General features: G+C 70.0%; 12 protein-coding genes. 2 read left to right on the forward strand and 10 right to left on the reverse strand.

Features of this window, described 5'->3' with window-relative positions; all coding sequences use genetic code 11:
* Positions 1–15: 15 nt before the first annotated feature.
* The 3 genes from secD to VF632_RS11900 form a co-directional block, all read right to left on the reverse strand.
* Positions 16–1590 carry a protein translocase subunit SecD gene (gene secD, locus VF632_RS11890; RefSeq protein WP_331023109.1) on the reverse strand — a complete coding sequence of 525 codons (1575 nt, stop codon included), beginning with the start codon at positions 1588–1590 and terminating at the stop codon, positions 16–18.
* 193 nt (positions 1591–1783) lie between these two features.
* The gene (locus VF632_RS11895; protein WP_331023110.1) at positions 1784–3388 is read right to left on the reverse strand and encodes a TldD/PmbA family protein; all 1605 of its coding nucleotides are present in this window, start codon (positions 3386–3388) and stop codon (positions 1784–1786) included.
* 692 nt (positions 3389–4080) lie between these two features.
* On the reverse strand, positions 4081–5382 hold the full coding sequence (locus VF632_RS11900; protein ID WP_331023111.1) for a serine hydrolase: 1302 nt from the start codon (positions 5380–5382) through the stop codon (positions 4081–4083).
* Between the two features lie 276 nt (positions 5383–5658).
* On the opposite strand from VF632_RS11900, the gene VF632_RS11905 reads away from it, so the two are divergent.
* Positions 5659–6723 carry an AI-2E family transporter gene (locus VF632_RS11905; protein WP_331023112.1) on the forward strand — a complete coding sequence of 355 codons (1065 nt, stop codon included), beginning with the start codon at positions 5659–5661 and terminating at the stop codon, positions 6721–6723.
* Between the two features lie 72 nt (positions 6724–6795).
* On the opposite strand, the gene VF632_RS11910 is transcribed toward VF632_RS11905, so the two are convergent.
* On the reverse strand, positions 6796–7074 hold the full coding sequence (locus VF632_RS11910; protein ID WP_331023113.1) for a hypothetical protein: 279 nt from the start codon (positions 7072–7074) through the stop codon (positions 6796–6798).
* 169 nt (positions 7075–7243) lie between these two features.
* Between VF632_RS11910 and VF632_RS11915 the strand changes: the two genes are divergently transcribed.
* Complete coding sequence (locus VF632_RS11915; RefSeq protein WP_331023114.1) at positions 7244–8311, forward strand: hypothetical protein; 1068 nt, start codon at positions 7244–7246, stop codon at positions 8309–8311.
* A 43-nt stretch (positions 8312–8354) separates the two neighbouring features.
* Here VF632_RS11915 and VF632_RS11920 read toward each other — a convergent pair whose 3' ends face one another.
* The 6 genes from VF632_RS11920 to VF632_RS11945 form a co-directional block, all read right to left on the reverse strand.
* On the reverse strand, positions 8355–8564 hold the full coding sequence (locus VF632_RS11920; protein ID WP_331023115.1) for a hypothetical protein: 210 nt from the start codon (positions 8562–8564) through the stop codon (positions 8355–8357).
* A 482-nt stretch (positions 8565–9046) separates the two neighbouring features.
* Complete coding sequence (locus VF632_RS11925) at positions 9047–9643, reverse strand: SGNH/GDSL hydrolase family protein (RefSeq protein WP_349263995.1); 597 nt, start codon at positions 9641–9643, stop codon at positions 9047–9049.
* A 120-nt stretch (positions 9644–9763) separates the two neighbouring features.
* Positions 9764–10078 (reverse strand): non-heme iron oxygenase ferredoxin subunit, encoded by a 315-nt coding sequence (locus tag VF632_RS11930; protein WP_331023117.1) that lies wholly within the window; start codon positions 10076–10078, stop codon positions 9764–9766.
* Positions 10079–10112: 34 nt separating this feature from the next.
* Entirely contained in the window at positions 10113–11156 is a 1044-nt protein-coding gene (locus VF632_RS11935; RefSeq protein WP_331023118.1) for an HD-GYP domain-containing protein, read from the reverse strand.
* Positions 11153–11806, reverse strand: coding sequence for a hypothetical protein (locus VF632_RS11940; protein ID WP_331023119.1), 654 nt, complete (start codon positions 11804–11806; stop codon positions 11153–11155). The genes VF632_RS11935 and VF632_RS11940 overlap by 4 nt, the downstream gene beginning before the upstream one ends.
* Positions 11807–11811: 5 nt before the next feature.
* Positions 11812–12303: a hypothetical protein gene (locus VF632_RS11945; protein ID WP_331023120.1), complete on the reverse strand. Its 492-nt coding sequence runs from the start codon at positions 12301–12303 to the stop codon at positions 11812–11814.
* Positions 12304–13007 lie beyond the last annotated feature (704 nt).

Consider the following 13007-nt stretch of genomic DNA (forward strand, 5'->3'; position numbering starts at 1 on the left):
AGTATTCTCCCCGCGTCAGATGGCCAGACCCTGCGCGGCGGACGACCGGCGCTCGAGGTACAGGGTGAAGAGGGTGCGGGTCACGAAGATGGCCGTGAACATCGAGATGATGATGCCGATGCCCAGGGTGATCGCGAAGCCCTGGATGGGCCCGGTGCCGGCGTAGTACAGAATGGCCGCCGTGAGCAGGGTGGTGATGTTGGAGTCGACGATGGCCGAAAGCGCCTGCTTGAAGCCCTCGCTCACCGCCGGGCGCACGGCGCGGCCGGCGTCCAGCTCTTCACGGATGCGCTCGAAGATCAGCACGTTGGCGTCTACCGACATGCCGATGGAAAGCACCAGGCCGGCGATGCCCGGGAAGGTGAGCACCGCGTCCACCGCCACCAGCGAGCCCAGCGTGTACAGCACGTACAGCGACAGCCCGATCACGGCGAACACGCCCGCCACGCGGTAGTAGCCGATCATGATCAGCACCACGCCCGCCAGCCCGATCAGGCCGGCGATGAAGCCCGCGCGCACCGAGTCGGCGCCCATGGTGGGGCCCACCGAGCGCTCCTCGACGATCTTCAGCGGCACCGGCAGCGCGCCCGCCTTCAGCACCAGGGCCAGTTCGCTGGCCTCTTCAAAGCTGGCGCTGCCCAGGGTGATCTGGCCCCGGCGCTCGATCTGCCCCTGGATGATCGGGGCCGTGTACACCTGGTTGTCGAGCACGATGGCCATCTGCCGCTGCAGGTTGCGGCCCGTCTCCCGCGCGAACGTGCGCCCGCCGCGGCGGTTCAGCTCGAATTCCACCACCGAGCGGGTGCCGGTGGTCTGGTCCGTCGCCGGCACCGCCGACTGAAGGTACTCGCCCGTCATGATCGCGCGGTTCTGCACGAACCAGAGCGAGCGGAACTGCTTGTTCTCTTCGGCCTCGGGCACGCCCCACAGGATCTCCGTTCCGCGGGGCACCGCCGCGGCCACGGCCGGGTGGCGAAGCCAGGCGCCGATGGCAGCCGTGTCGGCAACGGCCACCAGCAGCTGCCCCTCGGGGCCCACGCTGGCGATCTTGCTCTCGAAGGGCTTGCCGGAAGTTCCGCTGTCGGCCGCGGCGCCCTTCTGCTTGAACACGCCACCCACCGGCGACTCGGCCGCCGGGGCCGCGCGCGCCGCGCTGGGGAATGCGCGGGCCACCGCCTGGTCCAGGCGGGCCATCGCGGGCTGCACCTCTTCCGGCCGGTTGACGATCTGGAACTCCAGGAACGCGGCCTTGGAGATCACGTCGCGGGCCTGGTTCATGTTCTGCAGGCCGGCCAGCTCCACCACGATGCGGTCGTTGCCGGCCTTCTGCACCACCGGCTCCGACACGCCGAGCGCGTTGACGCGAATGCGCACCACCTTCAGCGCGCGATCGATGGCGTCGCTGCGCTGCTGGGGGGTGAGCGCCTTGCCGGTCTCGTCCACCTCGAGAGCCATGTGGATGCCGCCCTGCAGGTCCAGCCCCAGGGTGACCATCTGGCCCTTACGGCCCTGGTTCCAGAAGAGGAGGGCCACGCAGGCGGCCGCGAGCACGAGAATCAAGCCCAGACGGGCCCTGACGTTCTGAAACATCGGAGCTGTGAACTCCCGAGGGAGGATGTGCGAGGATGCTTTCCCGGAGCGGGAAAACGGGGAACGACGGCGCCGTTCGGGATAACTCGAAAAGTTAGCCGCCCTTACGTGCTCCTGTCAACCGCCGCCGCCCCGCCCGCCGGGGGTGCCGGGAGCGGGGCGGCGTACGCCCAAGCCGTTGCCAGGCGGCGGTTTAGGCGCGCCGTCCGGTGTTGATGACGTTTACCTGGCGAAAGCGCGCCGGCGGGCATCCGTGCGAAACGGCGTTGCTTTGCGACGGCTGTCCCTTGCCGTCGTTGAACGAGCCGTGGATCTCGTACGTGCTTCGCCCGCCGATCAGGTCCATCCCGTTCCAGAACTCGGGCGTGCGCATCTGGTACGCCACGTCCTTGAGCATGCCGCCCACCCGGCCGTTGCGGATCTCGTGGAACACCTGGCCGCCGAACTGGGCGTTGTACCGCTGCTGGTCGATGGAGTACGAGCCGCGCCCCTCGATCAGGATGCCGTTCTCGATCCCGCCCACCAGCTCGTCGAGCTTCACGTCGCGGGTGGCGTGCGGCATCAGGTTCACGTTGGGCATGCGCTGGAACTGCACGTCGGCCCAGCTTTGCGCGTAGCTGTTGCCGTGGCTGCGCACGGGCTTGCCGCTTTGCCGGTACCAGTCGGCCAGCATGGGCGCCTGCTCGCGCGTGGTCTGCAGGTCGTTGAGGATGCCGTTCCTGACGATCAGGTACTCGTCGGGGCGTACGCCTTCGTCGTCCCAGCCCACGGTGGCCAGGGCGCCGGGGGTGCTGCGCTCGGCCTGGATGTTCATGATCTCCTGGCCGTAGCGGAACTTGCCCAGGAAGTCGCCGATGGGATGGATGAACGACGTGCCCGCGTAGTTGGCCTCGAACCCCATGATGCGGTCGAGCTCGGTGGGGTGCGCGATGGACTCGTGGATGGTCAGGAACAGGTGCGAGGGCATCAGCACCAGGTCGTAGCGCCCCGGCTCCACCGGCTTGGCCGAAAGCTTGGCCACCGCGTCGTCGGCCCACCTGCGGGCGTTGTTCACCAGGTCGGCGTTGCGGACGTGCTCGTACCCCAGCCCCATGGCGGCCACGGGGGTGCTCTGCCGCGCCTGGAAGTCGCCGCCGTCCGGGGCCACCGCCGTCACCGTCATCTGCGGGAGGGTGCGGTAGATGGTCTGGACGGTGTAGCTGCCCTCGGTGGAGGCGAAGGTCTTTTCCTCGCGCAGAAAGAAGAGCGACGAGGTGACGAACCGCGCCCCGGCCACGCCCAGCGCCGCGGCGTTGGCCTCGAAGAGCAGGTTCACCTTTTCTTCGATGGGCACGTCGAACGGGTCCACCTGGATGGGCGACTGCCAGCGCCCATCGGCCACCCGCTCCACGGGCGCCAGCTCCACCGGCCGCTGGCGCGCGGCGGCGTTGGCCCGCGCCTGCGCCACGGCCTGCCGGGCCACGCGCGCCACTTCCTCGGCGTTCACCTCGCGGCTGGCGGCGAAGCCCCATGCTCCGTTCGCCAGCACCCGCACGCCGAAGCCCGACGTTTCCGAGTCCTGGAAGCCGGTGATCTGCCGCTCGCGCGTGCCGACGGACTGGTTGCGGTTGCGGTTGATGCGCACGTCGGCGTACTGCGCACCGGCGCTCCGGGCGGCGTCCAGGGCGCGCATGGCCAGCTCGCGCTGGTCGGCGTCGCCGGGCGCGAGGATGTGGGCCGCGTGGGCGGCGCCACTCGGGAGCACGGAAAGCCCGGCGGCTGCGGCGGCGCTGCGGGTGATGAATTCGCGGCGTTTCATACGGCTGCGCTCTCGGGGTGATGGTGTGAGCGGATTGTAACCTGGAACGCGCGTTCGAACAACGGGGCAAAAGTCGGCCCTCGGGGACCCGTCCCAATGGCCGGGCAGGTGAACCGACGGACGACCGCGAAGGGCTTGGGCCGCGAGAGCGGGGGAACCCGCCGCTGGGAAGCGGAAAGCCCCGACCCGGGCCGCTGACGCGTCCCGTCCGGGGCTTTCCTGCACGCACGCCGCAATTGCCGCAGCGCGATCGAATTCTCCCCTCTCCCGCTTGCGGGAGAGGGGCCAGGGGAGAGGGCAGCCGAGGCATGCGCCGGCCCACATCGAGACGCCACCCAGCCTTCAGCATCACCCGCCCTCGCGCCTGACCACCCTCACGCGCCGGGCTGGCTCCCTTCCCCCGCGCAGTTTGCGGGGGAAGGGCTGGGGATGGGGGGCGCCCGTCGAATGCGCCGAACCGATCCGTACCGAGCGAAGTCCGTCCCGTCGGGCAGAACGCGCAGAAGCCGAGATCCATGGGCTCCGTGCCGCTGTCGCGCCCAGGTTGAGAAGTGGTTCAGGCCAGATCCTTCGGCCCGCACAGGACGGTATTCGGGCGAGTTTGGTGCGCTTGGGCCTCTGGATGACAGGCTGCGGCGCTCGGTCGACGTTCTCCCCCTCTCCCGGCGCAGTTTGCCGGGGGAGAGGCGCCCTCAGTCCAGCAGCACGCCCATTCCTCGCCCGCCGGCGTCCGCGGCCTGGGCTACGCGGTCGTTCACCGCGCGGCGCAGGGCCTGGATGCGGTTGGACGCGTGGGGGTCGAAGGTGCGGTTGGCCAGCAGCACCGTCCACGTCGCCCGCTCCGGATCCACCCACAGCGACGTCCCCGTGAACCCCGTGTGCCCGAACGCGCGCCGGCTCAGCTCGCGCCCGGCGGAACCGCCGCGCTCCTTGGGCGTTTCCCAGCCCAGGGCCCGGTTCTCCGCGTTGGGCTGCCGGCGGGTGAACCGGCGGATGGTTTCTTCCTCCAGCACGCGCACGCCCTCCAGCTCGCCCCCGCTCGCCAGCATGGCGGCGAAGCGCGCCAGGTCGCCGGCGGTGCTGAACAGCCCCGCGTTCCCCGCGACGCCCCCCAGCTTGCGGGCGATGGGATCGTGAACCTTGCCGCGGACCGGGGTGCCGTCTGCCCGCTTGAAGGTCGGCACGCAGCGGGCGCAGCCCTCCCCGGGGTTGAAGCCGGTGGAGCGCATGCCCAGCGGCTCCCACATCTCGCGGCGCAGCAGTTCGTCCAGCGGCTCTCCCGCGGCGCGTTCCGCGGCGGCCCACAGCACCACGAAGCCCACGTCGGAGTACTCCATCCGCTCGCCCGGCGCGGTCTTCAGCGGCGTGCGGATCAGCTGCTTCAGCGCCTGGTCCGGCGTGCCGCCCACCCCGGCGCCGGCAGGGAGCCCGGAGTTGTGGGCCAGCAGGTGGCGGATGCGCACCTTGTCCTTGGCCCCGCCCGAAAACGCGGGAAGGTACCGCGAAACGGGCGCGTCCACGTCCAGCTTGCCCTGCTCCACCAGCAGCATCACCGCCGTCGTCGTCGCCACCACCTTGGTCAGCGAGGCGATGTCGTACACGGTGCGCTCGGGGTCTACCGCGCCGTGCCCCCACTCCGCGTTGCCCACGCCCGCCATCAGCCCCAAGTGCGCGCCTCGGCCCGCGGCCAGCGCGGCGCCGGGAAAGGCGCCGCGCCTCACCTCGTCGCGCACCAGCCGCTCGGCCGCGGAGAGCTGCTGCGACGACATGCGCGCATCGGCGCCCAGCCGGGGCTGGCGCGGCACGCGGGCCTCGCGCACCACGCGGACGGCGGCGAACGTCACCGGCTGCGGGATCACCGCCTCCACCCTCTCCAGCGCGCGCGGCTGTTCGCCGCCCTGCGCCAGGCCCATGCCGGTGCCCGCGGCCACCAGCGCGAATGCGGCGGCCAGGGTGCTGCGCAGCTTGAACGGAGGTTCGTTCCTGTAGAGCATGGCGATCCACCTTCCTCTGCTCGGGCGGCGCGGACGGCCGCCGCCGTGATGTTCGGGCGCGGAGGTGCCCGCGTGGCCTCCGGGTCCGGGGCGCAGGCGCGGGGTTGAAGGATGGATGTTGTCGGGGTCCCATGCTGTAACCCGGCGCGGAACAGGAGTTTCCCCGACGGGGTTAGCGAATGATTAGTACGGGTGCCGGGGGCGAAACGGTTTCGCCCCCGCGTCCGTAGGCATTATCATCAGGATCTCACGCCCGCCCTCCGCCGACGCCCCCGAATGGCCCTGCTGCAGACCCCGCGTTCCCGCGCCGCCGCCCTCGTGGCGGTGCTCGGCATCGCCATCGCCCTCGCGCTGACGCCGTTTGCGTCGGGGCTGCTGGGCGCCGCCGTGCTGTACGTGATCTGCGCCCCGGCGCACCGCCGCCTCTCGCGCGTGCTGCCGCCTCGCTTCGCGGCGGCGATCGTGCTGACCGTCGCTCTGGTCCTGGTGCTGCTGCCGCTCGCGGTGGTCGTGGGGATCATGGTCAACGAGGCACCAAACACGTTGCGGATGCTGCAGAACGGCGCCGTGCTCGACCGGCTGTCGAACATCCGCATTGGGCCAGTGGATTTAGGGACGCAGCTGGCCTCGGCGGGGGGCACGGCGGTGGCGTGGGTCACGCAGAACGCGCTGGCGTTCGCCGGCGGCGCCGCCCGCAGCCTGCTGAGCCTGGTGATCGCCTTCTTCGGGCTGTACTTCCTGCTGCTGCACCCGGAAAAGATCTGGCTGAGCGTCCGCGACTTCCTTCCCTTCTCCTACCAGGCGGCCGACACCCTGCGCGACCGCTTCCACAGCGTCACCGTGGCGTCGCTGGTGGGCATCGCGCTCACCTCGGCCATCCAGGGGACCATCGTGGGGGTGGGATTCATGCTGGTGGGGCTGCCCAGCGCGGCGTTCTGGGGCGTCATCACCGCCATCGTGGCCGTGCTGCCGATGTTCGGGAGTGCGCTCGTGTGGGTGCCCGGGGTCGCCGTGCTGATCGTCGGCGGGGAGTGGGGGGGCGCGGTGCTGCTGTCGACGCTGGGGCTGATCGGGGCGAACGCCGACAACGTGGTGCGGCTGATCGTGTTCAAGCGCATCTCCGACATCCACCCGATGGCCACACTGATCGGCGCCTTCGCCGGCCTCAAGTACGTCGGGCTGCTGGGCGTGCTGCTGGGCCCGCTGGCCATCGCCTACTTCTTCGAGCTGCTGAAGATCTACCGCCAGGAATACGTCACCGGCCCAGGATCGGCCAGCGTTCTGGTAGGTGGAAACGACGCGATGTCGGCATTGCCAAGTCCATCCACCGAAACGATATAGCTCGTCTCACTTCATGTAGAATCGGCCGCCTCCGTTCTTGGGAAGCGGCCGATTTCTTTGCTCGCGAACGGATCACTCGTAGCCGCGCTCCCGCCGGAGATAACCGGCGATCAGGATGGTCGCCAGGGTTCCGGCCGCGGCGATCTTGGGGCCCGCGTCCACCAGGATGGGACCGTTCACCGGATCGAAGATGTGGAAGCCGTAGACGGTCACCGCGCCGCCGACGAGGCACCACCCCCAGCAGACGAGTAGCGTCACGATCCAGTAGCGCCGCACCGCGCGCCGCGCGGCGAGCTCGGCCGCCTCGTTCTCGGCGCACATCTTTTCGTACAGCTCGTCTCGGATGGACATCGGGCCGACGGATAGGGTGAAAGTGGGAGGAATGAACCCCTCCGACGCGTCCGGGTTCCCCCGCTTGGCAAACGCGCGGCGATGAAACATCTTTCGCGTGCCGCTCGTCTTCACTCCGCTCGCGCCGCGCTCTCGCGGCACCCCTCCCCCGCTCTGCCCCGATCCGAAGATGGCCATTCGCGAAGGCTGCTGGGACTGCCCCACCTGTGGCTCCGTCGCGCTTCCCGGGCGGCAGGTGAACTGCACCGGGTGCGGCAATCCGCGTCCCCAAGGCACGCGCTTCTACCTGCCCGAAGATGCGCCCGAGGTGTCGGACGCCGTGCGCCTGGCCCAGGCCCGCGGCGGCGCGGACTGGGTGTGCGAGCACTGCGGCGCCAGCGCCCGGGCGGTCGACGCGCGCTGCCCCGGCTGCGGCGCCGAGCGCGGCAGCAGCGCGGTGCAGGCGACGCACGAGTACGGGATGGACGACGTGCCGCGCTCCGGCGAGCCCACCCGTCCACGGATGGCCGCGTCGACCGCTGCCCCGCCGCGCCCGAAGCGGCGGTGGAAGGGGCCCGCCTTCGTGCTGGCGCTGCTTGGCGCGTTCGGATGGTGCAACAGCCCCAAGGAGGTCACCGCGACGGTGGCCGAAGCGGACTGGCAGCGCGCCATTGAGGTGCAGGAGTACCGCACCGTGCGGGAGGAGGACTGGTCACTTCCCTCGGGCGCGCGGCAGTTGAGCAGCGAGCGCGCCATCCGCGACTATCGCCAGGTGCTGGACCACTACGAGACGCGCACCCGGCAGGTATCAGAAAAGGTGCAGGTGGGCACGCGCAGCTTCACCTGCGGGCAGCGCGACATGGGCAACGGCTACTTCGAGGACATCACCTGCACCGAGCCGGAGTACGAAACGCGCAGCCACACGGAGGAGTACCAGGAGCCCATCTACCGCCGCGAGCCGGTGTACGGCACGAAGTACTCGTACGAACTGGAGCGGTGGCTGCCCGACGACACGGCGTGGGCGCGCGGCGGTGCGGAGAAGGAACCCGCGTGGCCCGCGGTGCGCATCGGCAAGAACGAGCGTGAGGGCGCGCGGGTGGAAAAGTACGTGCTGCGCTTCAGGGACGAGGATGGCAAGACGTACGAGCGCGAGGTGCCGATGAGCCAGTTTTCGCGCTACCGTCCCGGCCAGCAGGTGCGCCTGAAGATGCGCCGCGGCGGCGGAGGTGAGGTGGAGATCGTCGAGCCTGAAAGCTGACGCGAACGAGAGCCCCCGCCGATGCATCGACGGGGGCTCTCGTTTATGAGATGTTCACCGGGCCGGTACGCCCCGCCCGAAAGCTCGCCAGGGCCTCATCCGTCAGCGCGTCCAGCCGACCCGCCGCGACATCGACCTCAAGCTGTCGGTCCCACGCGCCCGCGTCGAACTCAGCGAACCAAGCGCGGAACTGCGCGAGTTGCTTCGGCTTCAACTCCTGAACGGCGCGCTCGATCTCGTGGAGAGTTTTCATCGGCAAAATCTACACTCGGGTACTTACGGTTTAGTCCTCTGGACCCACCCCTGACAGGGGTGCGCGAGGGGATTCCGGGCACACCGGGAGCATGCGGGAAGCGGGGCGTTTCGACTGTTCCCGGCGCATGCCCCTGGCAGCCCTCTCTCCCCGGCCCTCTCCCCCGCAAGCGGGGGAAAGGGAGAATTCGCTTGCGCTTCGGCAGGTGCGGCGTGCGTGCAGGTGAAGCCTCGATCCGGACGCGATAGCGGCCCTGGTCGGGGCTTTCCGCTTTCCAGCGGCGGGTTCACCCGCCCTTGGGGGGGCCTCGGTCCTGTGATTGCTACCCCTGCACGGCCGAGGCCTCAGCTTCGGTGCCCGCTGCCGCGCCCTGGCTTGTACGTGTCCGCTGTTAGATCCTTCGGCGCGCGAAGTCTATCGTACGGGATGGGACGGTGCGCCTGCGCCTCAGGATGACAGGGTTGCGCATCGGCACGCGTGGATTACTGCACTGCTTCCAGGGCTGCCGGAAGGGCCAGGCGCGCCCACTCGGCGTAGGTCAAGCCGGAGTAGTGGAGGCCGTCCGGGGCCAGGAACGCGGGATTGGAGCCTGCGGTGCGGCTCTGCGGGGTGATGTCGACGTAGCGCGCGCCCAGCCGCTCCGTTTCCTGGCGGTTGATTGCGTTGAACACGTCGATCTCCGCGGCGATGTTGGCGCGGGAGCGGCCCTCCGCGAAGGGAGTGGCCCCCCAGTCGGGGATGGAGAGCACGATTACCCGGCTCGCGTCGCCCCCGGCGAAGCCGATGGCGCGCTGCAGCAGGCCGGCGAACTCGGCGCGGTACTCCTCGGTGCCGCGGCCGCGGTACTGGTTGTTGACGCCGATCAGCAGCGACACCAGGTCGTACGGCCCCCGCGGGTCGGCGGCGTCGATGGCGTCGGAGAGCTCGTCCGTCGTCCAGCCGGTGCGCGCGATGATCTGCGGCTCGGCGAAGTCCTGCCCCTGCTCCCGCAGCAGCGCCGCCAGCTGCACCGGCCAGCGGTCGGCCGCCGCCACCCCCTCGCCGATGGTGTACGAATCCCCCAGCGCCAGAAACTTCATCTTCCCTGCCCCGGTGTCCGTCCCCTGCCGCGCGCACCCCGCCAGCCCCAGCGCGAGCACCAGCATCCATCCGATCGCCCTTCGCCTGTCCATCCCCGCCTCCCGCCCCACGAGACCCGCTCAGTCCGGCATCGTCACATGGATGCGGCCGTCGCCATCCACCCGCGCTTCGAACGTTTGAAGCGGCTCGGTGGCGGGAAGGCCGATCGGGCGGCCGGTGCACACGTCGAAGCTGGCCCCATGCCAGTTGCAGACCAGCTCGGTTCCGTCCACCTCGCCGCCATCCAGCGGAAGGTCTTCGTGGGTGCACATCCCCTGCAGCGCGTAAATCTCGCCCTCCACGTTGCACAGCACGATCTCGCGTCCGCCCACGGTGAACTCGCGCGCCTCGCCTTCGGGAACGTCGCTGAGCATCGCGGCCTGGTGTTCCGCCATCGGTTCTCTCGTCCGGTTCTGGTCTGGGGGGCCGCTATTCCACGGCGGGGAGCGACGGCGTGTCGGGATCGTCCGGGAAGTTCTTCGCTTCCGCACGAAAGAAGGCCTCCACCACGACCGGATCGAACTGCGTGCCCGCGTTGCGCCGGATCTCCTCCATCGCGAACTCGCAGCTGCTGGCGTCGCGGTACGGGCGCGAGCTGATGATGGCGTCGTACGTGTCCACCACCGCCACGATGCGGCCCTGCAGCGAAATCTCCTCACCGCGCAGGCCACGGGGATAGCCGGAGCCGTCCCACCGCTCCTGGTGATGCAGCACGGCGGGAAGGCCGGGGCGCAGGAACGAGCTGCGCTCCATGATGACGCCGCCGATCTCCGGGTGCCGCTTCATCTCGTCGTACTCGTCCGCCGTCAGCTTGCCGGGCTTCTTCAGCACGTGGTCGGACACGCCGATCTTGCCCACGTCGTGAAGCAGCGCGCCCACCCAGAGCGCGCGAACCTCGTCGCGGTGCAGTCCCATTTCGCGGGCGGTGGCGGCGGCGTAGCGTGCCACGCGCTCCACGTGCCCGCCCGTATAGTCGTCGCGCGTTTCGATGGCGCTGGCCAGGGAGCGCAGCGCGTCCATCAGGAGCGCCTCCAGCTGGCGCGCCTGTTCTGCCACGCGGTCTTCCAGGTGCTGCTGGTACGACCGGTTCTCGCGCAGGAGGCGGCGGTAGCTGAGCGCACGCTCCACCGCGAGCAGCACCTCGTCCAGGTTGAATGGCTTCACCAGGTAGTCGTCGGCCTGCACGCGCAGCGCCTCGACCGCGTTCTCGACGGTGGAGGCGCCGGTGAGGATGATGAATCCCGCGGTGTCGTCCAGCGCGCGGACGCGGCGAAGCAGCTCCAGGCCGCTCATCCCCGGCATCTGCAGGTCCGACAGGATCAGGTCGGCCCCGCGCGACTGGAAGGCGTCCAACGCCTCGGCGCCGTCCGCCGCCTCCTCGACGTGGTACCCGCCCTGGGCCAGGATCACGTGAAGGACGCCGCGGATGGCCGGATCGTCGTCGGCCACCAGCACCCGGACGGGACGGTTCACGGGGCCCCCGCGCGAAAGCCGGCCACGCGCAGCACCAGGTCGTGGGCAATGCGGATGCCGGGGCGGCCATTCACCGCCAACTCCGCCGCGGGCACCCGCGCCACCTCGGCGCCGTTGGCCACGAAGACGACGGTGTCGGCGCCCACCCGCACCTCCAGCCGGTTGGCGCGCCCGGCGCCGGCGGCGTCGCGGTTGATGGACGGGTGGCGCGTCCAGTCGCGGATCACCGGCGTCTGGGCGGCGTCACGGCGCTTGATGAGAAAGCTGCCGTCGCCGCGCACCAGGAAGTAGCTGTACGCCTGCCCCGCCTCGGCCGCGTCCAGCCCCGTGCCGCCGAACACCAGGCCGTAGCCCTCGTGAAGCCGGCCGGAGTCCTTGGTCAGCGTGGCGCGCACGGTATACGGCGGCGCCAGGTCTGTCGCGCCCTGGGGCCACAGCACCGTGTGCGGGCCGGTCTGCACCGTGGCGCTTCCGTCTTCCACGGTGACGCTCACCCCCTCGGCGGGGTTGGTCGTCCACGCCGCCACGCCGGAGTCGGCCGGCGCCTGCGTGGGCGACGGCGTGCTGTCGGCCGGGGTGCCGGAACGCGGTGCGGAGTCGCCGCAGCCCGCCAGGGTAGCCAGAGCGGCGCAGGCCAGGAATCGGTGCATGGGGGTCAGGGATCCAGGGATTTCCGGAGCTCGTCCAGCGGCAGGTCGCGGATGGGGACTTCCAGCGGAACCACCAGCTCGGCCTGCGTTTGCGTGCGCAGGCGGAAGGTGTCGCGCAGGTGCACGGGGATGGTCTGCCGGATGGGGATGGTGGTCCTTACCGGCACGCGCACCGTGCGGTTTCCGAACGGCGTCTGGATAGGCAGGTTGATCGTGGTGTTGATGGGCAGCGTGGTGTTCAGCTGTACCCGGTACTGCTCGTCGATGGGCACGTCGAAGTGCAGCGGCGTTCCCGAGGGGATGCGCACCGTGTACTTGAGGGTGGCGTCCGACGCCTGCAGCCGCGTGATCGTGCGGCCGAGCATGGGCCCCACGACCGCTTCCGGGCGCCGCACCGCGTACAGCAGCACGGCGTTGAGCGCCAGCGAGAGCAACGCCACGCCGAGCGCGGCGGGGGCCAGCCAGCGCGCGTTCAGAAGGGACACGGGTTCGGTCACGAAGAGCGCTCGGGACGGGGTACCGGCAAGCCGCGGAAGATAAGCGGCGGCGCGCGGCGGGGAAAGTTTCTTGGGCCCCTCCCCCGGCCCCTCCCCGCACAAACTACGTGCGGAGAGGGGGGAACTTCGGTCGGGGTTCGATTGGGTCCGCGCATGCCGCGGGTGGCCCCTCCCCCGCCCCTCCCCCGGCAAACTGCGCCGGGAGAGGGGAGAACTTCAATCGCCGTCGTAGGTGCGTGCGCGAACTCGAATCGGCGCCGGATGTCATCCCGATGGAGCGGCCACGCCGAGCCTGCATCCAAACCGTTGACGGCAGCGACTGAGGGATCCGCCACACAGTCCTCCAAACGCCTCCGAGCCGGCTCACACCAGGCCCTGGCGCGTCATCCGGCAGGCGGGAGCGAACCGGCAGATGGCCCCGGTGTTTTCCCTCGTCGGCGCAGCATCACGCCTGGTGTGTGGCGGATCCCTCAGTCGCTGCGGTGTTTGGCTCACGCAGCAGCTACGGCGTGGCCGCTTCCTTCGGGATGACATCGGCGCGGATAGCTGGCTGCCGGTGCATGCCTCGGTGAGCAACCGGGAGGATCGTTGACAGTTTAGACCGACAGGATTGTTGACACTTTGTCATATCCCTTGGGAGTCCGGCGTCAGCCGGAGATCTTCCAGGTTCTCTCGTTCAGTCTACCCAGAAGACGCCGGTAGAA

This window comes from Longimicrobium sp., assembly GCF_036388275.1.
In the GTDB taxonomy this organism is placed as follows: Bacteria; Gemmatimonadota; Gemmatimonadetes; order Longimicrobiales; family Longimicrobiaceae; genus Longimicrobium.

Coding starts and splice junctions, on each gene's coding strand:
- VF632_RS11915 (WP_331023114.1), top strand. CDS start 7,244: ATGGCCATTCGCGAAGGCTGCTGGGACTGCCCCACCTGTGGCTCCGTC.
- VF632_RS11910 (WP_331023113.1), bottom strand. CDS start 7,074: ATGTCCATCCGAGACGAGCTGTACGAAAAGATGTGCGCCGAGAACGAG.
- VF632_RS11900 (WP_331023111.1), bottom strand. CDS start 5,382: ATGCTCTACAGGAACGAACCTCCGTTCAAGCTGCGCAGCACCCTGGCC.
- VF632_RS11895 (WP_331023110.1), bottom strand. CDS start 3,388: ATGAAACGCCGCGAATTCATCACCCGCAGCGCCGCCGCAGCCGCCGGG.
- VF632_RS11920 (WP_331023115.1), bottom strand. CDS start 8,564: ATGAAAACTCTCCACGAGATCGAGCGCGCCGTTCAGGAGTTGAAGCCG.
- VF632_RS11940 (WP_331023119.1), bottom strand. CDS start 11,806: ATGCACCGATTCCTGGCCTGCGCCGCTCTGGCTACCCTGGCGGGCTGC.
- VF632_RS11930 (WP_331023117.1), bottom strand. CDS start 10,078: ATGGCGGAACACCAGGCCGCGATGCTCAGCGACGTTCCCGAAGGCGAG.
- VF632_RS11905 (WP_331023112.1), top strand. CDS start 5,659: ATGGCCCTGCTGCAGACCCCGCGTTCCCGCGCCGCCGCCCTCGTGGCG.
- VF632_RS11925 (WP_349263995.1), bottom strand. CDS start 9,643: ATGAAGTTTCTGGCGCTGGGGGATTCGTACACCATCGGCGAGGGGGTG.
- secD (WP_331023109.1), bottom strand. CDS start 1,590: ATGTTTCAGAACGTCAGGGCCCGTCTGGGCTTGATTCTCGTGCTCGCG.